Below are 25,727 nucleotides of genomic sequence, written 5' to 3'. Positions count from 1 at the left end.
GCCCAAGACCCGGCGCTTTGCCGCCGCCCTCTTGATCCTGCGCGAATGGATGCATCATCTGTCGGCCGAGCGGGTGGTGCTGGCCGACTGAGTCACACCAGCCTGCCCAAGACCCGGCGCTTTGCCGCTGCCCTCTTGATCCTGCGCGAACGGATGCACCATCTGTCGGCCGAGCGGGTGCTGCTGGCCGACTGAGTCACGCTAGCCGGCAGCCACGCCAGGCCGCCCAGGCCAGCCCCAGGCTGATCAGCACGCTGCCGACGGTGAGCAGATCCACCGCCGCCTGCACGCCGGCCCCGTCGCTGACCCAGCCCAGCAGCACCGGCACCCAGTTCGCCACATAGGCGATCACGTAGAAGAGCGACACCAGCCGGGCGTGGCTGGCAGCCGGCGCGATGCGGTTGACCAGGGTCGCACTGCCGACAAACACCGCGCCCTGGGCGTAACCGGCCACCAGCAAACCGAGCACCGCCAGCCACCACGACTGGACATGCACGGCGCCGGCAAACAGCAACATGCAGAGCGCCAGCGCCAGGGCGCCGCTTTGCAGGGTGTGGCGGGCATCGAGCCGACGGGCCCAGAGCTGGCACAGGCCGGAGAGCACCATGTAGGCCGCGATGAGATAGCCGAACAGACCGAGATCCCGCAGCCCCAGCAGCTGGCTCGCCACCTTGGGGCCGATGGCCAAGAGGCTGGCCGCCACCGCCCAGGCGGTAAACAGCGCCAGTGCACAAATAAAGAAAGCCGCCCCGGTGGCCTTGAGCCCCTCCCCCAGCGATCCCCTGCCCTGCTGTGTTGCCGCAGCCGGCGCCCCTTGCGCGCGGGCGGGCCAGCTCAACGCCACCCCCACCATGGCGCAGGCCGCCAGCCCCATGATGAGCAGGAAGGGCAGCTGGGTCGGATAGAACTCCAGCTGCAACGCCAACCCGCTGAACACCGGGCCGAGCGCCAGCCCGGCGGTGAAGGAGAGGGTCGCGCTGAGGGCGGCCCGCTTGCCGCCATCGCGCGGGCCGAAGCGCAGCAGGGCCACGTTGGCGGCACCGGTCAGGGCGCCGGTGCCAATCCCGGCCAGCACCCGCGCCAGCAACAGCGACCAGAAGGAGTCCGCGAGAGAGAACAGCAGGGCGCCCCCCAGTACCGCCAGCAGGGCCGGCAGGATCATGGCGCGCAGATCGCTCACCCTGCCCGCCAGATTGCCGACCCCGAACAGGGAGAGCAGCACCCCGCCCGCATAGCCGCCGTAGATGAGGGTGAGGCTGATATCGCTCAGGGCCAGCGCCTGCTGATAATGGGGATAGAGGGGGGTGGGCACGCTGCTGTTGAGCAGCGCCGACATCAGCGCCAGCGGCAGAAACAGCAGGATGGCGCGATGGGAGGTAGCCGCCGCAGAGGGGGCGGCGGCGCAAAGAGATGATGACATGCAAGGCTCCGATGAGGGCGGGCAAGGCCGCTGACGAGAGGAGCCATGATAGCGCCCGTCGCCGCCCCTCGACAGCGACACAAATGCATCAGCCTGCTTCAATAATGCATGTCAGTGGCATCTATCTGCATGTCGACAAGGGCACTCTCGCCTTGTTATCCCGCCGGCACTGGCTTCTAATGGGCACGCCCCGCCGGGGCACTTTGAGTGGGAGGCTCGATGATCAACTGGGACGACGCGCGGTTTTTTCTGGCATTGGCACGGCAGGGCACCCTGCGCGGCGCCGCCGGCGTACTGGGGGTCGATCAGGCCACCGTGGGGCGACGCATCACAGCGCTGGAGCAGAACCTCGGCTCCAAGCTCTTTATCCGCACCCCCAAGCTCTATGATCTCAGCCCCCTCGGCGAGGCCATGCTGGCGGATGCCAGCGCCATGGAGCAGGCCATCAAGGCCATCGAACGCAAGGCGAGCGCCGGCGATCAGAGCCTGTGTGGCGAGGTGCGCATCGCCACCACCGATACCCTGGCCCAGGCCTTTGTGTTGCCCGCCCTCACCCTGCTGCGCGAGCGCCACCCCGGCATCCGGCTCAGCCTGCAGACCGCGGTCAGCGTCAGCGACATCGCCTATCGGGAGGCCGATCTCGCCATCCGCGGGCTGCGCCCGGACAACGACGAGCTGGTGATCAAGCGCCTCACCACCATAGAGATGGGGCTCTACGCCTCCCGCGACTATCTGGCCCGCCATGGCACACCCAAGAGCGGCCACGCTCTCAGCCAGCACGCCCTGCTGCTGTTTGCCAGGGAGCTGGTCTCCCGCCACTGGCACAGCCTGTGTGGGGAGCCGCTGCACGAGCCCAACGTGGTGCTGCAGTGCAACGCCCAGCTGCTGTTGCTGGCGGCGGCTCGCCAGGGGCTCGGCATCGCCCTGCTCTCCACCTTTCTGGCAGACAAGGAGCCGGAGCTGGTGCGCGTGCTGCCCACCCTGTGCGATCCGGTCGACATCTGGCTGGTGCTCCACCCCGACTTGCAAAAAGCCAGCCGGGTGCGCGCCGTGGTGGACGCGCTGGAGGAGGTGTTTCACTGCCGCTGACGGGTCACACCATATCTTTGCCAATACAAACTAACTGAATGCTCAGTTATTGAACTGGCCAGCCCCCCATTCGGGGCACTTTCTTCGCAGCGAACCATGCTAGAGTCCCACGCTGTTTTTTCCTTATTAAACGGGACCTTATATGAAGAAGTTCGTTGTTTCATATGGTTTCATCCTGATGGCGAGTTTGTTGGCTGGCTGTGCCAGCGAATCTTCCCGTTCCCTGGATGTCCCCAAAGTTGCCTCCTACCAAACTCACTATCAGGGCACTCGCAGCCCGATCTCCGTCGGTAAATTTGATAACCGTTCCAGCTACATGCGCGGCATTTTCTCCGATGGCGTGGATCGACTGGGCAGCCAGGCAAAAACCGTCTTGATCACCCACCTGCAGCAAACCGGCCGTTTCAGCGTGCTCGATCGTGACAACATGGATGAGATCAAGGCTGAAGCGGGGATCAAGAAACAGGCTCAAGCCCTCAAAGGGGCTGACTATGTGGTCACCGGTGACGTCACTGAATTTGGTCGCAAGGAAGTCGGGGATCATCAGTTGTTCGGCATACTGGGTCGCGGCAAATCCCAGATTGCCTATGCCAAGGTCAATCTCAACATTGTCAATGTCACCACCTCCGAAGTCGTCTTCTCTGCCCAGGGGGCTGGTGAATACGAACTGTCCAATCGAGAGATCATCGGTTTCGGTGGTACCGCAAGCTATGACTCAACTCTGAATGGCAAAGTGCTGGACTTGGCCATCCGCGAAGCAGTCAACAATCTGGTGAACGGTATTGAGACCGGCGCCTGGCATCCGGCGCAGTAGGAATAATAAAAATGAAACAGTTCAAGCTATTCACCTTGCTGGCAGCGGCCATGCTGTTGACTGCGTGTGCTCAGGCACCACGTTCTCTCTACAACTGGGATCAGTACCAACAGGTTGTCTATCAAAACATGGAAGGCAACGAAACCAGCGTAGAGGAGCAAATCTCTGCCCTTGAAAAGAACCAGCAAGAGGCAAGTGCCAAAGGCCAGGCCGTTCCCCCCGGTTTCCATGCCCATTTAGGAATGCTGTATGCACAACTGGGCAAAGATACAGAAACACGGCAGCATTTTGAGACAGAAAAACGTCTGTTCCCGGAATCGGCTCCCTTCATGAACTTCCTGATGTCCAACAAAAAAGGGGCTACCCAATGAAGATGCCCGCCCTCTTCTCACTGATGTTCGCCACTCTTCTGCTGGCTGGTTGTGCACAGCGCCCCTCTTACGATTACACGGCGTTCAAAGAGAGCAAACCGACCTCCATTCTGGTATTGCCCCCGTTGAACCACTCACCCGATGTCAAAGCCGGGGCAAGCCTGCAATCTCAAATCACGCTCCCGCTGGCTGAGTCTGGTTACTATGTGCTGCCTGTCGCCGTCACCAATGAGACTTTCCGTCAAAACGGCGTGACGGAAGCGGCTGACATTCATGCGTTGCCAATCAAGAAGCTGCACGAGATTTATGGTGCAGATACAGCCCTGTATCTGGACATCCAGAACTACGGCACCAGCTATCTGGTTGTGTCCAGTGAAACCGTAGTTACAGCCAGTGCGCGTCTGGTCGATCTTCGAACCGGCAAACTGTTGTGGGAAGGTAAAGCCAGTGCCAGCAGCGCAGAACAGCAGAGCAATTCTGGTGGTGGCTTGATCGGTATGCTGGTCGTTGCTGTCGTCAACCAAATTGCCAACACCATTACCGACAAGGGACATGAGATTGCCGGGATCACCAGCTTCCGGCTGCTGAGCGCCGATATGCCCAATGGCATCCTCTACGGCCCTCATTCTCCCAAGTATCAGAAATAACCTTGCTTGGTATTCAGAGATCAAAGAGGGCTTAAGCCCTCTTTTTTGTTGCCACCATCATTGATGGCTGTCACTGCTTGCTGATGAACTCTACCCTTCATAGCCCCACTCCCCCAACCCAGCTTCTGCCGACCTTCCTCTATCTGTTACCATGCCGGCCATCAAGACTGTTTCCAGCGCGGCGTGGCCGCGCCCATCCCGACGGGTACCCTTATGTCCATTGCCTCCTTCGCCAATCTGGCGCTCTCCCCCCGCTTGCAGCAGACCCTGACCGAGCTTGGCTACGCCGCGCCGACCCCGGTGCAGGCCAGCGCCATCCCGGTCATTCTGGCGGGGCGCGATCTGATGGCGGGCGCCCAGACCGGCACCGGCAAGACCGCCGCCTTCGTGCTGCCGCTGCTGGAGCTGTTGCTGCAAAACCCGACGAACGATGCCCGCCCCATCCGCGCCTTGGTGCTGGTGCCGACCCGCGAACTGGCGGTGCAGGTGCATGAGAGCGTCACGCGCTACGCCAAAGGCACCGACCTCACCAGCACGCTGGTCTACGGCGGGGTGAGTATCGCGGCGCAGGTGGAGGCGTTGAAAACCGGCGTGGATATCCTGATTGCCACCCCGGGCCGGCTGCTCGACCATCTGCGGCAGGGGGCGCTGAGTCTGGCCGCGCTGCGCCATCTGGTGTTTGACGAGGCGGACCGGATGCTCGACATGGGCTTTATGGACGAGATCAAGGCGCTGCTGAAACAGATCCCGGCGGATCGCCAGACCCTGCTGTTTTCGGCCACCTGCGATGACAACCTGTTTGCCTTGAGCAAGGTGCTGTTGCGTGACCCGGCACTTATCGAAGTGGCACCGCGCAACACCACGGCGGCCGAGGTGGAGCAGCGGGTCTATACGGTGGATGGCGATCGCAAGCTGGCGCTGGTCGAACACATGCTCAACGTGAAAGGCTGGGCACCGGCCCTGATCTTCAGCCGCACCCGGCAGGGGGCCGATAAACTGGCCCAGCAGCTTGGCAAGGCGGGCATCAATGCGCTGGCCTTCCACGGTGACCTGTCACAAGGCGCGCGGGAGAAGGTGCTGCTAGAGTTTCGCGCCGGCACCCTGCAGGCGCTGGTGGCTACCGACGTGGCGGCCCGCGGCCTCGACATCACGGATCTCAACTACGTGATCAATATGGAATTCCCGTTTGTGGCAGAGGATTACGTACACCGCATCGGTCGCACCGGTCGCGCCGGCAACAAGGGGCTCGCCATCACCTTGTTCAGCCCGGAAGATGCGCCGCTGTTGGAGAAGGTGGAGGCGGTGCTCGACACCCGTTTGCCCCAGCAGTGGTTCCCGGACTTTGAACCGGATCTGACCCGCTTCGAGCCCGAGCCACGTCGCAGCAGCAAGGCAGCCCAGAAGCAGCGTGCCAGAAAGCAGGCGCTCGCTGGCAACAAGGGTGGCAAGGGCTGAGCCACACCCGCTTTCTTGCCAAAAGGCCCCAACACCTTGAGGCAGCTTGCTAGCCTCAAGGTGAAGCGTATCGATTCAAAGCATCATCAGAAAGGCTGCTCCAGTGATGCCAATACCTATTCGGAGACTCTCACTCAAGGCTGACAGTCAGGGTCACAAACCCACGATTGTTCTCGTAAAATCCCCATGCATCGTTGGCAAAACAGTAGAGATAGCCACTCTTGGTCGGCGTGATGCTGGCCTCTTTGCCAATCACAAAGGTGCTGGGCCGCGCCGGGGTGCCATCATTGTCCGGGTTACCCGCATCCGCTACCACCCCAACCAAGGCAAACCATTCCGCATCTTCCAGCCGCTTGGTTGCAGAAACATTGGCCTGACTGTTGCCTATCACTTTGCTGTAAAAGCGCTCAATCTTGCCCAGCGCATCCCCCAGCAGGTGTGCAAGCGCCTTGTCACGCACGCCCTCCGGACCAGCTGGCACGTGAGAGTCCTGCCACTCCCCATGGGCCTTGAAGCGATAGTGGCGACCGGCCTCCAGATAGATGCCAGTCCAATACCATGGGTGACGGGCATAGATATCCAGAGTGATCGAACCCGCCGCCGACCACTCCTTGGTTGGTAGATAGGGAAGTTGATTGATGGGAGAGACCTCACGCCGCTCATTCACTGACTTGTGGATCTCGGCGGAATAAAGATTCGGCAAGCTGCGCGGTGAGGTGAGCAAGAGCTTCATAAGACCGATATGGGATTCGTGCAGCAGACCGGCAGGATCAGGATGTAGCTGTGAAATTGCGGACTCCCTGAATACCAATCCACACTGGCCAGCCTCCCTAATCATCCAGTCCAGAGTGATGTCGGAAAGCCCCTGCTCCTTGTAACCGCCCCCCACGTCACTATGCACGCCGGCAAACCAGATCTGCTTCATGTCTCGCCCCGGGGCCGACTCCCAGAGGGTCGGCGTGAAGCTGCCTCGTTTCTCATCGATCGAAACGGCATGGCGAGCAGTCACGATATGCTGGCCCAACTTGACGTCGTGAAAACGGTAGTTGTCGGGACGGTCGAGCAAGTTCAGCAATCCCTTGTCATCGGGAATTCCGAGAGCGCCAACGGTATCCCATACCCCAATGAAGCGGATAGCCTGAGAGGCTGGATAAAAGGCGAGATCCGCCAAGGGCTGCTTCTTGCGATACCCCTGATCGTAAATCCGCTCCACCACCTCGCCCATCCCTTCATCAGAGGCGAATCGGACTATGCCGCATTGGCCTATCATCCCCCCGAGGCTACGGGCCGTGAACGCACCACGACTAAAGCCAAACAAGAAAAGCTCATCCCCTTCTTGGTAGTGAGTCGCCAACCACTGATAACAGTCACGAATATCTTCACTGAGCCCAAGCCCGATCGTGCCCCCCATCACCTTGTCGACCAGACCACCACTGCCAACCCCACTCTGGTAACGAGTGAGCTGGATCTGGTCACTGCGTAGGGCATTGAAGATCTTGAATACATTGGTGGGCGCCAGCACACCATTATCTTTATTGTCTTCGCTGTTCCAGGTGCCATCACAGCACACGATCAATTTTCTAGCCATTACGCACTCCTTACGTGGGGATATCACGGTCACCACCTCGGCACCGTATGACGCTTTATGCTAGTCCATCAATGGGAGCCCCCACAGTTGTTACATCACGTTTGTTCCTCTAAGAGCACAAAGCAGTAAGAGATACCCTCTGTAAAGAGACAAAGGCCGGGTACTGTGCACTTGCCTTTTCGGGTCATTTTCGCAATGGGCTGGCTATCCTCTACAGGGTCTTGTGCCCAAAATGGAGCTACCCATGGATCGCTACTACAAACACCTGGCCATCTGCGGCCTCATCTCATTCGGAAGCCTTGCCCTGATACTGCTGCTGCAAACCATCCCGCTCATTTCCAACATCATGACCGCCATCTTCTTTGCCGGATCGGTGGGGGCCGTCATCAACAACTATTACCGCCTCGCCAGGCTGTACGACAGCGGTGCCATCGCCCACATCAGCCAACCCCGGGTGATCGTGACGCAGTTTTATGTCTCCCTACTCTTTTCCGGCATTCTCGGTTTTATCGCCTATGGACTCTTTGCCAGCAGCCTGCTGCAAGGAGGCCTGTTCCCCAAGTTCAAACACATGGAGCACCCCTATGTCTCCTTGCAGTTACTGCTGGCCATGGCTTCTCCTGCGACCAATCTGGATGCCGCCAAGGCCATCATCTGGGCCTTTATAGCCGGTTTTTCCGAGCGATTCGTTCCCAATGCCATCGACGCCCTCACCAAGGCTACGCCCTCTTCCGGGCAAGCCCCCCCGAAATAAGGGACAGGGCGAGCGGGATATTGCCACCCAACGTACAGGCAGAGGTATTCCAGCCCCGGATGAAACATGCTGACGCCCATCGTGGTCCACCTTTTTGCTCGCGTATTGGCATCACTGACAAGCGTTGAATGAATCAATATCATCTTGCCGGCCGAGATCGTGGATAAGAAAGTTGTATCTCCTTTGAGAAAAAATACGGTGGGTTCATCTTCTTCAATGTGTAGAAACACCTGGTCAGCTGCAGGAGACCGAGGGGTGTATGGTTGCCCGGAATATGGTCTCCGCTATTCGGCCAAGTAGCGCCATCACATCGCCCTCTCCTGCCAGTGCTGATAGGCAATATGCGGCGCAGACACCTCCATGATCCGGATGAAGGGGCCACTATCCATACCCTGCAGCAGCCGATGACCGTCCCCCAAAGACAGGAAATATGCGTCCATCAGGCTCACCGTCTTGGTGGTGGTCAGCCCCGCCACGGCGTCATCCGGCCCAAGGGGCATCCCCGCCGCCCGCACGCTGCCACCCCAGAAACTCGCCATCAGCACCACGGCGCCGGCCAACCCGCACTTTATCCAACCTTTCATCATCTGTTCCCTCGCGCCAATCGGCCCCTCGTCACCCCTGTGACAAGCCGGGCCCATTTATCAGTGGGCAGAAAATACGGGGGATTTGTGAAGGGAAAATGGGCTTGTGTGAAGAGAAGGTGAAGTCAGGTGGAATTCAGAAAAAATCAGAGGGGATCGGCGGCGAACCACGACAAATATGGCGATCGACGTTGCTGGGAGTGGAGCAATGTAGATGATGGTCAAAACATGCAATCCCCGCCTTGCTGTAGGGACGATCGCAGCGTAATCGTCCGAATACGCAGTGCATTTCGAATGCTGTAACCATAGGAGGTAGCGACAAAAAATTGCGGAGATTTTCAAAAAATAAAGCAAGAGCCGACACAATGTACGTGGAATAACCCTCCTCTTGCAGCTAACCCATGAAATATGTGATCTATCTCAGAGTTAAGAGCGAGACAACTCAACAATTATAACTATTTCATGTAAGGTGAAATAATCGATTTGCAATACCAACTTCCATCCTTAATCAAGGCTCTTACATTTCAGAAGATCTCTTAGGAAGGCTGTAATTAGTAATTCATTTGAATTTCAGAGCATTTTAACTTCATATAAAAACAACAGAAAAGCATCTTTACAGTACTCTTATGTAAGAGCATAATAATTACGGTTTCAGCCCTAAATGTCTGAAGTTGTTACTGCTTTGGACTTGGAATTCCGGGTAACACATGCCCACGGTTCATCTTTATCGGATTGCCTCGATTCATTCGATTCGCCGCGTGGTGGCGTAAGGTGATTGGGCTGAAACCACTTAAACCGAGATGCTGCAATGAAAGTTTCTTCAATACTCCTTTCTACAAACCTATTTGAGCCATCTAGACTTCCATCTAAAGATGGTGTCAGATGGCAAAACCCTAAGCTATCTCCATTTTTGACAAGAGATATAGAAGAAGCCAAAGACCTCTTGGTGGGCTTGAGTGCTGATAATGATGTAGCAAATTTATTGGAGATTCCTGTTGGTCAGCTTCTTTATATTCTTTACTCACAAGATAAAAATTACAAAACATTTTTGATAAAAAAGAAATCAGGAAAGAATAGAAGTATTGATAGCCCAAATAAATCAGTAAAGATACTGCAGGAAAAGATCAAGCCACTAATTGAAGCACACTATCGAGTAAAAAAACCTGTCCACGGCTTCGTAGGTGGAGGAAAAGGGATAGTCTCAAATGCGGAGCAACATAAAAAGAAGGACTATGTTCTAAATATAGATCTACAAGATTTTTTCCACTCCATTAATTTTGGTAGAGTACAGGGGATATTTAGAAACACCCCATTTAATATGGCAACACCAGCTGCCTCAGTATTAGCTCAGTTATGTACACACAATGGTAGATTACCTCAAGGTGCGTGTACCTCCCCTGTGATCTCAAATTTAGCAGCGACATCATTAGATAAAAAACTAGTCCAAATTGCAAAAAAATTTCATCTAACATATACCAGATATGCCGATGACTTAACATTTTCAAGTAATAAGCCACTGCCTAGTATTTTGGTTGAAAAAATTGCTGAAGATAATGGACAGTATAAATATAAAGTTGGCCGTATAATTGAACAAGCAATTATCGACTCAGGTTTTAATATAAATCATAATAAAACTCGCTTGCAGCACAAGTCACAGAGACAAGAGGTAACCGGTTTAGTTGTAAATGAAGGCGTTAATGTTGATCGACGGTTTATCAGAAAAACTAGAGCGATGATCAACGAATGGAGAAAAGATTTACTTGAAGCAGAAATACGTTTTATAAAGAAAAGATATAATCTAAGTGACTCTGAAATTAAAAAAAGGAAGCTCAATGGAAGTATTTACAAAAGGGCAATTTATGGAAATTTGAGCTTTATAAAAATGATTAAGGGTGAAGAGCACTCCCCTTATCTAACACTATGTAAACAAGTACTAGAGCTAGATAACAACCCACCTTATTTCGTTAGAAAACTAAAGGGGATATTTGATATGTATGATATTTTCATCTGTCATGCTAGTGAAGACAAAGATAAGGTTGCAATACCACTATATGACGAATTGATAAAACGCGACATAAACACTTTCATTGACTGCTTTGCTATTAAATGGGGTGATTCTCTTGTTTCAAAAATAAACACCGCTTTAAAAAAATCAAAATTTGTTATAGCAGTAATATCTGATAGTTCTGTGAAAAAATCTTGGCCAATGAAGGAGCTACATGCCGTTCTTTCCTCTGAAATCGGGAGCGAAGAAACTAAATTGTTACCACTCATGGTTGGTGATGGAGAAGCCTTACTTAAAGAGTTACCACTATTAGCTGATAAGTTATTCGTAGCTTTCGACAATAACATTGAAGAAATTGCAGACAAGGTAGAGACACTACTAAAAAAAGTATAATTTAATGATGTCTCACAGAGATAATATTATATCTGTCTCCATGGCCTCCCACTTATAGCAATCAGATTACATTCCTCCGGTACGAAAAAAAACCACCCATTACACGGGTGGTTTTTCCTTATACGCAAAAGTTTAGTGATATTTAATCTCCAACCGCAATCACCCCAACGGCGGCGTCCGTGGCGGCACCATCCGCTTGCTGCCGGTAGACTCGAAGGCCGAGGCAAAGCGCAGCAGGTTGTTGTCACCATAGGCGCGACTGGCGCATGTCAGCACCAAACTAAAATAGTGCAACCATGGCTAATAAACGCCGTTTTCACTGACGGGTATGATGCAGGCCAGATGTATCGCTTGTTAGTGAGATAAGGAACCAAGGTCATGGCTATTCATGGAGCTACCCCGGGGATGTTGAAGGCTATCGACAGCCTGCAGCTCGCCAACGTCAACCCCGACAGCAATCAGAAGCTTGCCCTTCATCTGGGTGAAGGCAAGGAGTACACCATTCACATAGGCAAGAGTGGGGATGTCTCCGTACAGCGGGACCTGGCCCATTTAAGCACGCTGGGTCGCATCAAAAATGCGGTGGTCGATTTCTTTAGCCGAGCCGCCACCAAGGGGGAGAGTGCGCTCACCACCCGGGCCACTCAAATTCAGTCCGAGGTGCAGCGGCAGCTGACTGAACTTGGCCAAATCAAGAAGATTGTGCAGCAAGCCTTTAACCAGCCCATCAGCGAGTTCAAAAACGATGCCCAATATCTGAGGCCGGGCAGCGATCCCAAGACCGCGACCCTGGCGGATGTGACCGACTCCAACAAGAATCGACTGGGTCTTGAAGCCATGAGCGATTCCTCCCGGGCATTTGCCATGGAGCACTTCTCCAGCTTTATCAACGGGAGAGACGCCATCTTCGGCCTGCTGAGTTCCCGTGCCATCGAGCAGACCAATACGCTGTTCACCTCGCTGAGTAACGATCCCAAGGCATTGCAAGAAGCATTGAAGGTGCAGAGCCAGGAGTCGGAGGTGTTCAACACCAAGGTCAATATCGAGTTCAATCGCAGCTTCGGCCAGCTGTTTGAGCAAAGAGCCAGTGCCGAGCTGGATGCCCTGACCGCGGCAAACACCCGCGCCAACGAAACATCACCGCTGGTCGAAGAGCGCACTGGCTCATCGGACGGGGAGAACGTCGCCGCCAAGATGAAGAAAAGCGTGCGCTTTAACGACAATCCGGTGAGCGATGTCCGGGTGTTCGAGCTAGAAGAGGGCCGAGCACTCAATATCAAGGTGTAACCCTTGCCATGAATATGGATGACGGCCCGGCCCGCTCGGTGGCGGGCCGTCTCTTTGTGATCTTGCCCTGCCCCTTCGAAGACGACCGGGCAACCGGACTGGAGTGTTGTGTTGGATATCTATCAGAAAATCCTGGCCGAGCTGTCGGTCGAGCCGCTGGCCTTCGATGAAAACGGCGTCTGCACGTTCGAGATCCAGCGAGCAGCAGAGGAGGCGAGCGCCCCCTTTGTGGTCAATATTGTGGCTCAACCCGACGAAATGGCGCTGGTGCTCTCGGTGACCACGGCGAGCGATCTCCCCGAGCGCCTGTCTCGCGAATTGTTCCTGCGTTTTGGCGAGCATGCCCTCGCCCCCTTGCGCCATGGCTACGGAGTCGGCATCTATCCCGGCACCGAGCGGGTATCGTTTTTCTCCCGGATAGCGCTGGGGAGCTATCGTCCGCAGCAGATCAGGGAGAGCCTCGCCGATCTGCTGGAGAAGGCCCATGAGTGGGAGGCCAGCTTGTCCCAAGATGAGCAGACCCCGCCTGTTACAAAAAGTGAAATGGGTGCGGGCCAGAACATCCGGGTGTGATGGCCGGGGCCATAAAACTGGACGAAAAAAGAGGGAGGCATGATGCCTCCCTCTCTCTTTGTGCCTGACCTAACAACAAGTAGGCCAGCTGTGGCGATCAAGCCAACGGCGGTGTCCGTGGCGGCACCATACGCTTGCTGCCGGTGGACTCGAAGGCCGAGGCAAAGCGCAGCAGGTTGTTGTCGTCATAGGCGCGACCGGCGAAGGTCAGCCCCACCGGCATACCGATATCGGCCATCACCCCCATGGGGACGGTGACGGTCGGCACGCCGAGGTGGCGAATGGCGAGGTTGCCGTTGGCGACCCAGATGCCGTTGCTCCAGGCGATATCGGCGGAGGCCGGATTCACATCCGCATCAGCCGGGGCGACGTCGGCGACGGTGGGGAAGAGCACGGCGTCGAGCTTGAGCCCGTCCATCCAGTCTTCCAGATCCAGCTTGCGGGTCTGCTCCAGGCCACGCAGGCCGTCCGGCACAGAGGCGATTTCGTCGAAGCGCTTGAGGCCGCGCTTGGCCATCTTGACGTATTCGTCCATGCCGGCGGCAAGATCGCCCTCGCGGTTCGGCAAGGTGCCCGGATCGTGGGGGAAGATCTGCGGGCCATCCACGTCAGCCAGCTTGTTGAGTTTCGGATCGCCGTTGGCGCGCAGGAAGTCGTCGAACGCCCAGCCGGACAGCTCCCACAGCTCGTCGTTGAGGAACTCCGGGCTCACGATGCCGCGATTGAACACGGTCGGTGCGCCGGGTCGGTCCCCTTCGCAGTTGGAGACCAGCGGGAAGTCCACTTCGATGACTTCGGCGCCAGCGGCTTCCAGCGCCTTGCGCGCATCTTCCCAGAGGGCAATCACGGTCGGACGAGTATGGATGCGCTGACCAGTCGGGCCGCCGATACCGGGGTGCTCGCTGGTGCCGGCCAGTTCATCCTTGTTGATAAACATGCGCGGCACGCCGAGGCGCTTGCCCTTGAGGGCATCGGGCTTGGCAGACAGATCCAGATAGGAAGCCGGACGCACCTCGGACGCCTTGGGGATCTTGACCCAGGGCTGCAGGCGCCACAGATCGCCACGGGGATCGCTATCGTCGGCGACCACTACGTCGAGCACTTCCAGCAGATCATTCATGGTGCGGGCATAAGGCACCACCACATCCATGGTCGGGGTCAGCGGCCAGTTGCCGCGCACCGAGATGACGCCACGGGACGGGGTGTAGGCACACAGACCGTTGTTGGAGGCCGGACCACGGCCACTCGACCAGGTCTCTTCGGCCAGACCAAAGGCGGAGAAGCTGGCGGCGGTGGCAGTACCGGCCCCGTTGGAGGAGCCGGAGGCAAACGGCGCGGTCAGGTAGTCGGCGTTGTAGGGGCTCTCGGCACGACCATAGACGCCGCGCTGCATGCCGCCATTGGCCATCGGCGGCATATTGGTTTTGCCAAGGCAGATGGCACCGGCGGCGCGCAGGCGCTCGACGGTAAAGGCATCGCGCTGGGCCACCAGATCCTTGAAAGCCGGGCTGCCGGAGGCGGCGGTCAGCCCCTTGACCAGATAGCTGTCTTTGGCGGTGTAGGGGATGCCGTCGAGCGGCCCCAGAGTTTCGCCACGGGCGCGGCGCGCATCGGACGCTTGCGCCTCTTTCAGCGCATCGGGATTGGGCACCACAAGGGCGTTGAGCTTGGTGTCAGTCTCGGGGCCGTTGTAAGCCTCGATCCGGGCCAGATAGGCCTTGACCAGTTCGACCGCTGTGGTGCGGCCAGCTTCGAGCGCACCGCGCAGCTCGGCAATGGAAACCTCGGTCACTTCGATCATGGGGATCTCCTGTAAAAGGGTGACGGTTTGTCATGATGATCGCCGCATCAGCACCTGCGACCATCATGTCATCAAGAGAGAAAACCCCACGGCGTGGGGTTTTGAATGTCTACACTCTTCGACCAGCTTACTGACCTGAAGGGATCTGCTGGGTAATGCAGTGGATATTGCCACCGCCCAGCAGGATCTCGCGGGCCGGCACGCCGACGACCTTATGCTCCGGGAAGATCTCTTCCAGAATGCGCTGGGCTTCGCCGTCGGTGGCGGCATCCAGCAGCGGGTAAACGATGCGATCGTTGGTGATGAGGAAGTTCACGTAGGAGCCGGCCAGACGACCTTCTGCCTCGCGCGGCACACCGGTACCGCTCTCGACGCCGGCAGACTCTTCCTGGGTGCAGTAGAGCGGGCCCGGCTGGGGCAGCTTCCACACTTTCAGCTTGCGACCCTTGGCGTCGACCGCCGCTTCCAGCACCTTGAGGGCGGCCACGGAGCGGGCGTACTGGGGATCGTTCTGATCGTCAGTCCAGTGCAAGGCCACCTCACCCGGACGCACGAAGCAGCACATGTTGTCGATGTGGCCGTCGGTCTCGTCCATGTAGACGCCTTCGTCCAGCCAGATAAAGCTCTTCACACCCAGATAGTCGCGCAAGTGAGCTTCGATCTGCTCCTTGCTCAGGTGCGGGTTGCGGTTTTCGTTGAGCAGGCACTCGGCGGTGGTCAGGCAGGTACCTTCGCCGTCGACGTGGATGGAGCCCCCTTCCAGAATGAGCGGCGCATCGTAACGATCCATGCCGTGCTGCTCCAGCATCTGGGCCGCCACTTGCTCGTCTTGATCCCAGGGATAGTAGAGACCGCCCTTGTGGCCGCCCCAGGCGTTGAATCCCCAATCCACCCCACGGCACTCGCCGGCTGCGTTGGTGACAATGGTGGGGCCGCTGTCGCGGGCCCAGCAGTCATCGCTGTTCATCTCGACCAGGGTGACGTGGGCAGGCATGATGGCGCGAGCCTGCGCCATAAACTGGGCCGGCACCCCCATAAAGACCGGGGTGGCTTGCCCAATGGCATCCGCCACCTTGGCGAAGGTGGCTTGCGCGAAGCGACCGGCCTCACGCCAGTTGTCCGGGCGAAACGGCCAGATCATCCAGACGGCCTGCTGGTGTGCCCACTCGGCGGGCATGGTGAAGCCGTCAGCGGCCGGCGTGGTGTTCATGGTCTTGATGCTCATCGCAAGGCTCCTTGCATGGATTGAGACCCCGCAGGCGTGAAAACGCGGCGCGGAGATCCTGGAAAAATAACAGTGGTCGCAGTGTAAGAAGTTGCGCTCACATCCATCAAATGAATAGGATGGATTGTCCCATAAGCCTGGCAAATAATCTTGATGAAACTGCACCAGCTCGATCTCAACCTGCTGCTCGCCTTTGACGCCCTGATGGCGCAGGGCAGCGTCACCCGCGCCGCCGAAACCCTCTTTATCAGCCAGCCCGCCATGAGCCATGCGCTCAATCGTCTGCGCACCTTCTTTGGCGATCCCCTGCTGGTGCGCACCCCGCAAGGAATGCTGCCAACCCCGCGCGCGCAGCGACTGCATCTTGGCGTGCAGCAGGCGCTGCGGCTGCTGGAGCAGCAACTCAGCGACGAGGAGGTGTTCGAGCCGAGCCAGTCGAAGCGCCGCTTCGTGCTCTGCACCACGGATTACGTGGAGTGCGTACTGATCCCGCCGCTCATCCAGCGCCTCAAACGGCTGGCGCCCGCAGTCACCATCGAGATCCGCATCTTGCGCGACACCCTGCCCGAAGCCGAGCTGGCGAGCGGCGAAATCGATCTGGTGCTCGGCTTTGACGAATACATGCAGGTGCCTGGGTATCTCGGCAAGGAGACCTGGCTCACCGAGCCGCTGGCCGGGCTGGTGCGCGCCGATCTGCCGATGACCACCCCGGCGCTTGCAGAGAGTGGGGATGACCCGGCGCTGCCGGCCGAGCGCATCAGCTTGGCGCAGCTGATCGAGATGCCCCACGTGTTCCACTCGCCACTTGGTACCTCGGAGGCGAGCCTGGATCGCTATCTTAAGACGCTGGGGTTCAGTCGCACCATCTCCGTCAACAGCCAGAGCTATATGTCTGCCGCCGCCATCGTCAGCCAGAGCGATCATCTGCTGGTGCTGCCCAGCATGGTGGCCGAGCTGCTCGCCAGCCACTGGCCGCTCAAGAGCCTGCCGCTACCAGAAGACGTGCCGGATTATCACCTCAACTGCGTCTGGCACCCGGTGCATGCGCAGCAACCGGCGTTGATCTGGTTAAAGACGCTGATGAGGGAATTGGTGAGCCCGGCGTAAACCTGCTGCGTCTGGCATACCAAAGGCATGCGCAGCAGCCAGCCCTGGTGTGGCTGAAGGATTTGATGAAGGAGCTGGTGAATCCAGAGTAACTCGGCTGGATGTGACCGTCCCCTCATCCCCAACCCTTCTCCCGCAAGGGAAGAAGGGAGCAAGCAACTTGGCGGCGTGTGACCTCCCCAGAAACAACCATGGCTCCCGCGGGAGCCATGGTTGTTTCTGGGGTGGCGCATTACGCCCGCAGGGCCGTCATCAGCTGGGTGACCACGCCGCCCAGCAGGGCGGGCTCGGGGCGGCACTGGGCGAAGGTGACCAGGCCCTGGATGTTGATGAGCAAGAAGGCGGTCAGGGTCGGGATATCGCGCCCGGCCGCCAGCTCGCCGCGCTCGAGGGCCAGGCTCAACACCGCCGCCAGATCTGCATCCAGCTCGCCATAGATGGCCTTGAGCTTCAGGTGCAGCTCTTCGTCCTGCTCCGCCAGCTCCATCAGGGTGCGGGTCACCAGACAGGTGCCGCAGAGGGCGTCGTTCACCACCTGTTCGAGGTAGGCCTCCACCCCCGCCAGCGGGCTCGCGGCGGCGAAGAAGCTGCGCCGCAGGGCGCTCTTCTCCTGCACATAGTGGTCGACCGCCGCCAGCAGCAGGCCGCGCTTGTTGCCAAACGCCGCGTAGAGGCTGCCCGGATGCAACCCGGTCGCCGCCACCAGCTCCTGCATGGTGGTCTTGGCGTAACCCTTGGCCCGAAATACCTCCATGGCATTTCGCAAGACGTCGTCCCGGTTGAACTCGGCGCTGCGCATGGTTTCTCCGTTGAAAAAGCGGATTCACCGGCCAGGGGCCGGCGAGGGGAAATAAGAGGGCGGCAAGTTTACCCCAGCGGGCCGGCAACACCAACCCATGTTGAATGCTCGTTCAAAAAAGACTTGCACACAAAACAAAAAACGTCTTGAATGCCCGTTCAAGAATCACTCCCTCAGGACAGACGATCATGAATACCCTGTTTCAGCCCTATCGCCTCAACGATACCCTCACCCTCGCCAACCGTTTCATGATGGCTCCCCTCACCCGCTGCATGGCAGGCCCGGGCCTGGTGCCCACCGAGCAGATGGCCGCCTATTACGCGCGCCGCGCCGACATCGGCCTCATCATCTCCGAAGCCACCATCATCCGGCCGGACGGGCAGGGCTACCCCAACACCCCGGGGATCTACAGCGCCGAGCAGATCGCCGGCTGGAAGAAAGTGACCAGCGCCGTGCATGCCAACGGCGGCAAGATCTTCGCCCAGCTGTGGCACGTGGGTCGTCTCTCCCACCCCTTCTTCCACCACGCCGAAGTGCTGGCCCCCTCTGCCGTCGCCCATGAAGGCACGGTGCCGCGCATGCGCGAGCTGGTCTATCAGGTGCCGCGCGCCCTGACCGAGAGCGAAATCGCCCAGCTGGTCGAGGATTACGCCCAGGCTGCCGCCAACGCCATCGAAGCGGGCTTTGACGGGGTGGAGATCCACGGTGCCAACGGCTACCTCATCGATCAGTTCCTGCACCACGCCAGCAACCTGCGCACCGACAACTACGGTGGCAGCCCGGAAAATATGAGCCGCTTCGCGCTGGAGGTGGTGGATGCCATCAATGCCCGCATCGGCGCGGATCGGGTGGGCCTGCGCCTCTCCCCCGGCGCCTATGTGCACCTCGAAGGGGATGCGCGGGATCGCGCCGTGTTCGACCACCTGCTGGCCGAGCTGAACCAGCGCAACCTGGCCTATGTGCATCTGGGCATCTTCGATGACAGCCTCACCTTCGACTACCTGGACGGCCGCGCCTCCGACTACCTGCGCGCCCGCTACGATGGCCATCTGGTGGGGGTGGGCAACTACAGCGCCGAGACCGCAGCCGAGGCCATCAAGGCCGACCGCTTCGACCTCGTCGCCATCGGTCGCCCGCTCATCGCCAACCCGGACTACCTCGCCAAGGTGAAACAGGGCGACGCCCTGGTTCCCTATGCCGACACCATGCTGGCCGAGCTGGTCTAACGCTCGCCGGCACCTTGCCTGACCAAGGATGGGATCCGCGCCCTCGCGCGGGTTTCCAATGTTTGGGCCCCCTCCCGGGCCCTTTTTTGTATCCGCTCGTTATGCCCGCCGGTTCCGTGGCCCCTCACCAGCGCAATAAAAAGTTGCTAGTAACAACTAGTTGGCTATATTGGTTGTTGATGACAACCAAATAGGAAGCCCTGATATGGATCCCCGCCCCCTGCGCGCCCTGTCGCGCGATCTGGTACGCGAACTCGGCATGCTCTCCCAGCAGTGCGGCGAACTGGCGCTCAGCCCGCTCGAAGCCCATCTGCTGATCGAGCTGGAGAGCGGCCCCGCCACCAACCAGCAACTGGCCGAGCGGCTGCGCATCGACAAGTCCAACGCCAGCCGCCCGCTGGCCCGCCTGGCCGAGCGCGAGCTCATCAGCTGGCACCCCCATCCGTCCGATGGCCGCAGCAAGGAGGCGCGCCTCACCATCGCCGGCCAGGCCCAGCTGCTGGATCTGCATCAGGAGATGGATAGCGCCATGGAGGAGACCCTGGCCCAGCTCACCCTCGCCGAGCGCGAACGGCTGTGGACCGGCCTGCGCCTCTATCGCAGCGCCCTCTCCCGCGCCCGTCGCCAGCAGGGCTACCGCATCCGTCCCATCACAGCTGCCGACAACAGCCAGATTGCCGCCGTGATCCGTGCCGTCTCCGCCGAATACGGGCTCACCGCCGACAAGGGCTACGGGGTGGCCGACCCCAATCTGGATCGGCTGCATGAGACCTATCAGGGCGCGCAGAGCCGCTACTGGGTGATCGAGGGGCCGGACGGCACCATTCTCGGCGGGGGCGGCATAGCGCCGCTCGCGGGGGAAGAGGGGCAAGTCTGCGAGCTGCAGAAGATGTACTTCATGCCCTCCCTGCGCGGGCTGGGGCTGGGACGCCGGCTGGTGCTGCAGGCGCTGGACGAGGCGCGCGCGCTCGGTTATCAGCGCTGCTACCTGGAGACCACCGCCGTGCTGCGCGAGGCCACCGCGCTCTACGAATCCCTGGGCTTCGAGCACCTGCCGGGCCCGCTTGGCTGCACCGGCCACGATGCCTGCGAGATCTGCATGGTGCTGGCGCTTGGCGCCGACGATGGCCAGCGACCGGCCTGAGTGATCAGCTCAGGATAAAAGGGCGACAGCGATGCCGCCCTTTTGTTTGGCTGCTGCTCATAGCTGGGCGGCGGGCGGCACGAAACGCAGCGCCACCCCGAGCCGGTTCCAGCTGTTGATGGTGGCCACCGTCACCGACAGCTGCACTATCTGGGCCTCGCTGAAGTGCTCGCGCAGCTCGCCATAGAGTGCGTCGGGCACACCGTCCGACGGCAGCCGGGTCAGGCTCTCGGTCCAGGCCAGGGCCGCTCGCTCCGGGGCGCTGAACACGGTGGCATCGCGCCAGGCCGCCAGTTGATCCAGCTTGGCCTGCCCCACCCCGCTGCGACGGGCGATGTTCAGGTGATACTGCAGGCAGAAGCTGCAGCCGTTGAGCTGGGAGGCGCGCAGCTTCACCAGCTCGCTCAGGCTTTTGTCGAGGCCAGCCTCGTCCACCGCCTTGCCGGCGGCGATCAGGGCGTCGTGAGCGGCCGGCAGCAGCTGGCGAAAGTCGGGGTAATCGATGCGGGTGCTCATTCTGGTGTTCTCCTTGGGCATGATTTAATATCAGGGCACGAACAACATATCAGCACCCTGACATGATAAACAAGCCCCCCTTGAGTACAGAGCTGCCCCTCCCCCTGCCCGCCCCCGGCGAGGGCAAGCGCGGCGAAGCGGGTCACCTCGGCTATCTGCTGCGCCAGGCCGCGGCCGCCCAGCGCCTGCGCATGGAGCGGGCACTGGCGGACCTGCCCATCACGGCGCCCCAGTTTGCCCTGCTCACCATGCTGGATGCCTACCCCGGCAGCTCCAACGCCGAGCTCGCCCGCCTCACCCTGCTCACCCCCCAGACGGTGAGCCCCATGGTGACCAGCCTGGAGCGCAGCGGCCTGCTGGCCCGCACACCTCACCTCCAGCATGGCCGCATCCAGCAGCTCAGCCTGAGCCCGGCGGGCGCCGCGCTGCTGGCCGAGGCCAAGGCCAGGGTCGCCCGGCTGGAGCAGGAGCTGGCCGCCCCGCTGGCCGAGGAGGAGTTGCTACTCGTCAAACGCTGGTTGGCGAACCTCGCCAGCGGCATGGAAGGCGAGGCCTGACGCCAGCCGGTGTTAGCGGACGGGGCTTGCAGTCAGGCCAAGGCAGACAAGGGCGCTGGGCGCCTTTCAGGTGGGGAAGTAGAACCAGGCCGTCTTGATCAGGCCCGCCTCCACTTCGAAGACCGCCATGCTATCCAGCGGCTCGGGGGAGAGGCCATAGATCAACTCGTGATCAAACACCTTGTTGCCGATGACGGTTCTCGACAGCAGCTCGGCCCTGAGCTGCGGGTTATTGAATCTGTGCTCGGCATAGAAGGTCCGGAGCGCCCCCTTGCCCACAGTGCTCGGGCTCTCCGTCGGCATCCGGTATCCCTTGAACGCCTCGCAGAAGCAGGCCAGGAAGGCCTCGAGATCGTGGGCGTTGTAAGCGTTAAATTGTGCCTCGACGGGCAGTTCGACCGACATGCATCACTCCCTGAATCATGTAACAGCTTCCTTTATAGGGGGCATCGCCCCCCTTGTCGACGGGTGATGGCAGCTCAGCCCCCATCTGCGCCTTGATCGCCATGCAAAAAAAGACCCCGCCTGGGCGGGGTCTTTTTTTATCTTGTCTGCCTATCGGGCAAGCCCTTGTCAGTGCTCGCGGGTCTGGCGGAACTGGACGTCCGGGTGACGCTCCTGGGCCAGGCGCAGGTTGACCATGGTCGGCGCGATGTAGGTGAGGTTGTCACCGCCATCGAGGGCCAGGTTGACCTCGTTCTTGCGCTTGAACTCTTCGAACTTCTTGACGTCTGTCCCTTCCACCCAGCGGGCGGTGGAGACGTTGACTGCCTCGTACAGCGCCTCGACGTTGTATTCGCTCTTGAGGCGCGAAACCACCACGTCGAACTGCAGCACACCGACCGCCCCCACGATCAGATCGTTGCTGATCAGAGGACGGAACACCTGCACCGCACCCTCTTCGGAGAGCTGCACCAGCCCCTTGAGCAGCTGCTTCTGCTTGAGCGGGTCGCGCAGGCGGATGCGGCGGAACAGTTCCGGCGCGAAGTTCGGAATGCCGGTGAACTTGAGATCCTCACCCTGGGTGAAGGTGTCGCCGATCTGGATGGTGCCGTGGTTGTGCAGACCGATGATGTCGCCGGCGAAGGCGTCTTCCGCCTGCTCGCGGTCACCGGCCATGAAGGTCACGGCGTCGGAGATGTTCACGTCCTTGCCGATGCGCACGTGGCGCATCTTCATGCCCTTGGAATAGGTGCCTGACACGATGCGCATAAAGGCGATACGGTCGCGGTGTTTCGGATCCATGTTCGCCTGGATCTTGAACACGAAGCCGGAGAACTTCTCCTCGGTGGCGGCCACTTCACGGCTCTCGGCCTTGCGCGGCATGGGCGACGGAGCCCAGTCGGTCAGGCCGTCCAGCATGTGATCGACACCGAAGTTGCCGAGCGCAGTACCGAAGAAGACCGGGGTCATCTCGCCGGCGATGAAGGCATCGTGATCGAACTCGGGAGAGGCACCCTGCACCAGCTCCAGCTCGCCGCGCAGCTGGGCAGCCAGATCTTCGCCGATGGCTGCATCCAGCTCGGGGTTGTTCAACCCCTTGACCACCCGCTTCTCCTGGATGGTATGCCCCTGACCGCTCTGATAGAGATAGGTCTCGTCCTTGTAGAGGTGATAGACCCCCTTGAAGGACTTGCCGCAGCCGATGGGCCAGGTGATGGGGGCGCACATGATGTTGAGCTCGCGCTCCACCTCGTCCATCACCTCCATCGGATCGCGTACTTCGCGGTCCAGCTTGTTCATGAAGGTGAGGATGGGGGTGTCGCGCAGCCGGGTCACTTCCATCAGCTTGCGGGTCCGGTCTTCAACACCCTTGGCGGCATCGATGACCATCAGGCAGCAGTCGACCGCCGTCAGGGTACGGTAGGTATCTTCGGAGAAGTCCTCGTGACCCGGGGTGTCGAGCAGGTTGACCAGACAATCGGCATAGGGGAACTGCATCACCGAGGTAGTGATGGAGATACCACGCTGCTTCTCCATCTCCATCCAGTCGGATTTGGCGTGCTGGCCCGAGCCACGGCCCTTGACGGTACCGGCGCGCTGAATGGCCTGTCCGAACAGCAGGACTTTTTCGGTGATGGTGGTTTTACCCGCATCCGGGTGCGAGATGATCGCAAAAGTGCGTCTCTTGGAGACTTCACTCAGAAATTCAGCTGACATAATTCAACGTTCTTCTATTGGGCGGCGGCCTTAAGCCACCGTGGGATAATTCCGGAGTGCCGCATTGACTCACGGTCCGGCATGGATACGCAACGAGCCACACCAAGCTGGCATCAGACCAACCGGTGGAGAGAGGAAGAGGGTTGCGTTACATGGGTCTTCTCACCTGAGCCAAAGCAAAATTGCGCGACATTATACCCGCGCGAGTGAAAAATACCCAGCCCGGCTTTGCAGACGAGCAGGGGAGCCTGCGCCTCCTACTCGGCCCGCATCACCTGGTTGCGGCCCGCCTGCTTGGCCCGGTACATGGCCTCGTCGGCCCGCTGCACCAGATCGCCGAAGCTCTCGTCGAGGGGACTGTACTGGGCACAGCCAATGCTGACGTGCACCGGCTGCCCCTCCGGCATCCCGTCGATGCGCAGCTGGGCGACCCGATGACGGATCCGCTCCGCCACCTCGACCGCTTCGTCGAGGCTGGTGTCGGGCAACAGCACCAGAAACTCCTCGCCACCGTTGCGCCCCACCCGATCGAGGGAGCGCAACTGGGCGGCGACGCAGCTGGCCACCTCGGCCAGCACCTTGTCCCCCATGTGGTGGCCCAGGGTGTCGTTGACCTGCTTGAAGTGATCGATGTCGAGCTGCAGCACCGACAAGGTCCGGCCATGCTCTCGCGCCTGCTTGAACCAGGCCTGCCCCTTGGCCTGGATCTGGCGGCGGTTGTGCAGCCCGGTCAGGTCGTCGGTCATGGCGAGCCGGCGCATCTTGCGGGAGCGGTTGAACTGATGCAGCGCCAGCATGCCCATCACCAGCAGCAACAGAATGACCACTGCATATTGCCAGTGGCGCCGCTCCTGCAGCTGCTTGAGCTTGGCCTCCTGCAGCAGCTGCTTGGTCTTGAGGGCCTGGTTCTCCAGCTCCTTGCGGGCCAGGTCGAACTCAAAGCGCATCTGCAACGAGCGCTGCTCCCTGAGCACCCGCTCCAGAGAGTGCTTGGTCTCGACGTACTTTTTGAGGCTGGCCAGCGCCCCGTTGATCTGCCCCTGCTGCTCCAGGATCCTGGCCCGTACCTCGTAGACCCGCGCCAGGAAGCGCTGGTTCTTCTCCTTGACGAAGATGGGCTCGGCCTGGGCCAGGTAGTAGAGCGCCTTGGTCGGGTTGCTCTGCGCCGCCTCCGCCATCCCCATCACCAGTTGCCAGTGGCCCAGGGTCACGCTGTCGGAGCTCTCGCCACTGCGCAGGATGGTATCCGCCTGCTGCAGCTTGCTCACCGCTTCGGTCACCTTGTTCTGGTTGAGCAGGATGGTGGCGATCTCGATCTGGATCCAGGCCAGCAGCCCCTCCTTCTGCTGGGAGCGATAGAGCTGCTCGGCCTGGATCATCAACGGCAGGGCCCGTTCATACTCCCCCATCTCGGCATAAAGCAGCCCCTGCTGGGAGCGGATGTCCACCAGCCGCTCCTGATCCCCCAGGGTGCCGTAGTCGTGCTCCAGCTCCTTGAAGTAGCCCTCAGCCCGCTCGTAGAGCCCCATCCGCCGGTAGGCGTTGGCGATCTGGGCCAGCACCTCCCGCGCCTTGCCATCCTGCCCGAGCGACTCGAAGCGCTTGTGCGCCTCGATAAGCTCCATCAGCCCCTCCGCCAGCTCCCCCTGATAGGCGTACATGTCGCCGCGAAAGCTGAGGATGTCGGCCTCCTGCAGCCGATCGCCGAGCCGGCGGGCCAGCACCAGCGCCTGCTGGTAGTCGGCCTTGGCCTGGTCCATGTTGCCGAGCAGTTGCTGGTGAAAGCCGCGACAGGTGAGCAGGCCGGTCTCGGTGATCCTGTCCTTGCGGGCCCGGGCGATAGCCAGCTGCTGATCGGCAAAGGCCACCACGGCGCGATACTCGCTGTCCCACTCGGCGGGCATGGCCCAGCACTGCAGGCGCACGATGCGCCCCTGCACGTCGAGGGGATACTCATCCTTGCTCGCCACCAGCGCGGCGATGCGCAGCCGGAATATGCGGTCGGGCTGGAAGCCCTCTTCCAGCAGCTGCAGCTCGCGGGAGAGCTGGGGTTCGGTCAGCGGCGCCCGGGCCGCCCAGGCGAGGGGCGTGCACAATCCCGTCAGCAGGATCAGGGTCATGATGCGTTTCATGCCGGTTCGGTTTCCCCTCTGGTGGTGCAGCTAGGCAGGTGTGTTCACTATGACCATCATATCCTGCCTTGTTCAAGCAC

At 59.8% G+C, this 25,727-nt stretch carries 24 protein-coding genes; 14 read left to right on the top strand and 10 right to left on the bottom strand.

Annotation, left to right across the window (positions count from 1 at the left end; all coding sequences use genetic code 11):
• Positions 1-45: 45 nt before the first annotated feature.
• The gene (locus tag E5E96_RS10970; RefSeq protein WP_171281267.1) at positions 46-195 is read left to right on the top strand and encodes a hypothetical protein; all 150 of its coding nucleotides are present in this window, start codon (positions 46-48) and stop codon (positions 193-195) included.
• Position 196: 1 nt separating this feature from the next.
• Here the strand turns inward: E5E96_RS10970 and E5E96_RS10965 are convergent, their stop codons facing one another.
• Positions 197-1,420 (bottom strand): MFS transporter, encoded by a 1,224-nt coding sequence (locus E5E96_RS10965; protein ID WP_171282148.1) that lies wholly within the window; start codon positions 1,418-1,420, stop codon positions 197-199.
• A 219-nt stretch (positions 1,421-1,639) separates the two neighbouring features.
• On the opposite strand from E5E96_RS10965, the gene E5E96_RS10960 reads away from it, so the two are divergent.
• The 5 genes from E5E96_RS10960 (at position 1,640) to E5E96_RS10940 (ending at position 5,796) form a co-directional block, all read left to right on the top strand.
• Positions 1,640-2,509 (top strand): LysR family transcriptional regulator, encoded by an 870-nt coding sequence (locus E5E96_RS10960; RefSeq protein WP_017764057.1) that lies wholly within the window; start codon positions 1,640-1,642, stop codon positions 2,507-2,509.
• Between the two features lie 142 nt (positions 2,510-2,651).
• Entirely contained in the window at positions 2,652-3,323 is a 672-nt protein-coding gene (locus E5E96_RS10955) for a CsgG/HfaB family protein (RefSeq protein WP_171282147.1), read from the top strand.
• A gap of 11 nt (positions 3,324-3,334) precedes the next feature.
• Positions 3,335-3,694, top strand: coding sequence for a DUF4810 domain-containing protein (locus E5E96_RS10950; protein ID WP_017409082.1), 360 nt, complete (start codon positions 3,335-3,337; stop codon positions 3,692-3,694).
• Positions 3,691-4,341 carry a DUF799 domain-containing protein gene (locus E5E96_RS10945; RefSeq protein ID WP_042065524.1) on the top strand — a complete coding sequence of 217 codons (651 nt, stop codon included), beginning with the start codon at positions 3,691-3,693 and terminating at the stop codon, positions 4,339-4,341. Before E5E96_RS10950 ends, E5E96_RS10945 begins: the two co-directional genes overlap by 4 nt.
• A 213-nt stretch (positions 4,342-4,554) precedes the next feature.
• Positions 4,555-5,796: a DEAD/DEAH box helicase gene (locus E5E96_RS10940; protein ID WP_171282146.1), complete on the top strand. Its 1,242-nt coding sequence runs from the start codon at positions 4,555-4,557 to the stop codon at positions 5,794-5,796.
• 130 nt (positions 5,797-5,926) lie between these two features.
• Here the strand turns inward: E5E96_RS10940 and E5E96_RS10935 are convergent, their stop codons facing one another.
• Positions 5,927-7,384, bottom strand: coding sequence for a DUF2235 domain-containing protein (locus E5E96_RS10935; RefSeq protein WP_171282145.1), 1,458 nt, complete (start codon positions 7,382-7,384; stop codon positions 5,927-5,929).
• A 244-nt stretch (positions 7,385-7,628) separates the two neighbouring features.
• Between E5E96_RS10935 and E5E96_RS10930 the strand changes: the two genes are divergently transcribed.
• The gene (locus E5E96_RS10930) at positions 7,629-8,138 is read left to right on the top strand and encodes a hypothetical protein (RefSeq protein WP_171282144.1); all 510 of its coding nucleotides are present in this window, start codon (positions 7,629-7,631) and stop codon (positions 8,136-8,138) included.
• Positions 8,139-8,443: 305 nt separating this feature from the next.
• On the opposite strand, the gene E5E96_RS22510 is transcribed toward E5E96_RS10930, so the two are convergent.
• The gene (locus E5E96_RS22510; RefSeq protein ID WP_253264711.1) at positions 8,444-8,722 is read right to left on the bottom strand and encodes a hypothetical protein; all 279 of its coding nucleotides are present in this window, start codon (positions 8,720-8,722) and stop codon (positions 8,444-8,446) included.
• Positions 8,723-9,530: 808 nt separating this feature from the next.
• Between E5E96_RS22510 and E5E96_RS10920 the strand changes: the two genes are divergently transcribed.
• The 3 genes from E5E96_RS10920 (at position 9,531) to E5E96_RS10910 (ending at position 12,980) form a co-directional block, all read left to right on the top strand.
• On the top strand, positions 9,531-11,120 hold the full coding sequence (locus E5E96_RS10920; RefSeq protein ID WP_171282143.1) for a TIR domain-containing anti-phage reverse transcriptase: 1,590 nt from the start codon (positions 9,531-9,533) through the stop codon (positions 11,118-11,120).
• 378 nt (positions 11,121-11,498) lie between these two features.
• Positions 11,499-12,407, top strand: a complete 909-nt coding sequence (locus E5E96_RS10915; RefSeq protein WP_171282142.1) for a hypothetical protein — start codon at positions 11,499-11,501, stop codon at positions 12,405-12,407.
• 111 nt (positions 12,408-12,518) lie between these two features.
• Complete coding sequence (locus E5E96_RS10910; protein WP_171283226.1) at positions 12,519-12,980, top strand: CesT family type III secretion system chaperone; 462 nt, start codon at positions 12,519-12,521, stop codon at positions 12,978-12,980.
• Positions 12,981-13,077: 97 nt separating this feature from the next.
• On the opposite strand, the gene E5E96_RS10905 is transcribed toward E5E96_RS10910, so the two are convergent.
• Positions 13,078-14,781, bottom strand: a complete 1,704-nt coding sequence (locus E5E96_RS10905) for an amidase (RefSeq protein ID WP_171282141.1) — start codon at positions 14,779-14,781, stop codon at positions 13,078-13,080.
• A gap of 127 nt (positions 14,782-14,908) precedes the next feature.
• The gene (gene aguA / locus E5E96_RS10900; protein ID WP_171282140.1) at positions 14,909-16,006 is read right to left on the bottom strand and encodes an agmatine deiminase; all 1,098 of its coding nucleotides are present in this window, start codon (positions 16,004-16,006) and stop codon (positions 14,909-14,911) included.
• Between the two features lie 153 nt (positions 16,007-16,159).
• Between aguA and E5E96_RS10895 the strand changes: the two genes are divergently transcribed.
• Positions 16,160-17,113 carry a LysR family transcriptional regulator gene (locus E5E96_RS10895; protein WP_171283225.1) on the top strand — a complete coding sequence of 318 codons (954 nt, stop codon included), beginning with the start codon at positions 16,160-16,162 and terminating at the stop codon, positions 17,111-17,113.
• Between the two features lie 232 nt (positions 17,114-17,345).
• Here E5E96_RS10895 and E5E96_RS10890 read toward each other — a convergent pair whose 3' ends face one another.
• Positions 17,346-17,912: a TetR/AcrR family transcriptional regulator gene (locus E5E96_RS10890; RefSeq protein ID WP_171282139.1), complete on the bottom strand. Its 567-nt coding sequence runs from the start codon at positions 17,910-17,912 to the stop codon at positions 17,346-17,348.
• Between the two features lie 188 nt (positions 17,913-18,100).
• On the opposite strand from E5E96_RS10890, the gene E5E96_RS10885 reads away from it, so the two are divergent.
• Both E5E96_RS10885 and E5E96_RS10880 read left to right on the top strand, forming a co-directional pair.
• On the top strand, positions 18,101-19,138 hold the full coding sequence (locus E5E96_RS10885; RefSeq protein WP_171282138.1) for an alkene reductase: 1,038 nt from the start codon (positions 18,101-18,103) through the stop codon (positions 19,136-19,138).
• Positions 19,139-19,343: 205 nt separating this feature from the next.
• Positions 19,344-20,282: a bifunctional helix-turn-helix transcriptional regulator/GNAT family N-acetyltransferase gene (locus tag E5E96_RS10880; protein WP_171282137.1), complete on the top strand. Its 939-nt coding sequence runs from the start codon at positions 19,344-19,346 to the stop codon at positions 20,280-20,282.
• 57 nt (positions 20,283-20,339) lie between these two features.
• Here E5E96_RS10880 and E5E96_RS10875 read toward each other — a convergent pair whose 3' ends face one another.
• Positions 20,340-20,798: a carboxymuconolactone decarboxylase family protein gene (locus tag E5E96_RS10875; RefSeq protein ID WP_171282136.1), complete on the bottom strand. Its 459-nt coding sequence runs from the start codon at positions 20,796-20,798 to the stop codon at positions 20,340-20,342.
• A gap of 62 nt (positions 20,799-20,860) precedes the next feature.
• Here E5E96_RS10875 and E5E96_RS10870 point away from each other — a divergent pair, with 62 nt between their 5' ends.
• A complete protein-coding gene (locus tag E5E96_RS10870; protein ID WP_171282135.1) occupies positions 20,861-21,355 on the top strand; it encodes a MarR family winged helix-turn-helix transcriptional regulator in 495 nt (164 codons plus the stop codon).
• 66 nt (positions 21,356-21,421) lie between these two features.
• Here the strand turns inward: E5E96_RS10870 and E5E96_RS10865 are convergent, their stop codons facing one another.
• The 3 genes from E5E96_RS10865 to E5E96_RS10855 form a co-directional block, all read right to left on the bottom strand.
• Entirely contained in the window at positions 21,422-21,760 is a 339-nt protein-coding gene (locus E5E96_RS10865) for a nuclear transport factor 2 family protein (RefSeq protein WP_171282134.1), read from the bottom strand.
• A 168-nt stretch (positions 21,761-21,928) separates the two neighbouring features.
• Complete coding sequence (prfC, locus tag E5E96_RS10860) at positions 21,929-23,518, bottom strand: peptide chain release factor 3 (protein ID WP_085946238.1); 1,590 nt, start codon at positions 23,516-23,518, stop codon at positions 21,929-21,931.
• Between the two features lie 254 nt (positions 23,519-23,772).
• Positions 23,773-25,635 (bottom strand): GGDEF domain-containing protein, encoded by a 1,863-nt coding sequence (locus E5E96_RS10855; protein WP_171283224.1) that lies wholly within the window; start codon positions 25,633-25,635, stop codon positions 23,773-23,775.
• Positions 25,636-25,727 lie beyond the last annotated feature (92 nt).

This window comes from Aeromonas sp. 1805 (genome assembly GCF_013085525.1).
In the GTDB taxonomy this organism is placed as follows: Bacteria; Pseudomonadota; Gammaproteobacteria; order Enterobacterales; family Aeromonadaceae; genus Aeromonas; species Aeromonas hydrophila.
Note: the sequence above shows the minus strand (reverse complement) of the source record. Positions and strands in the feature narration are given on the sequence as shown.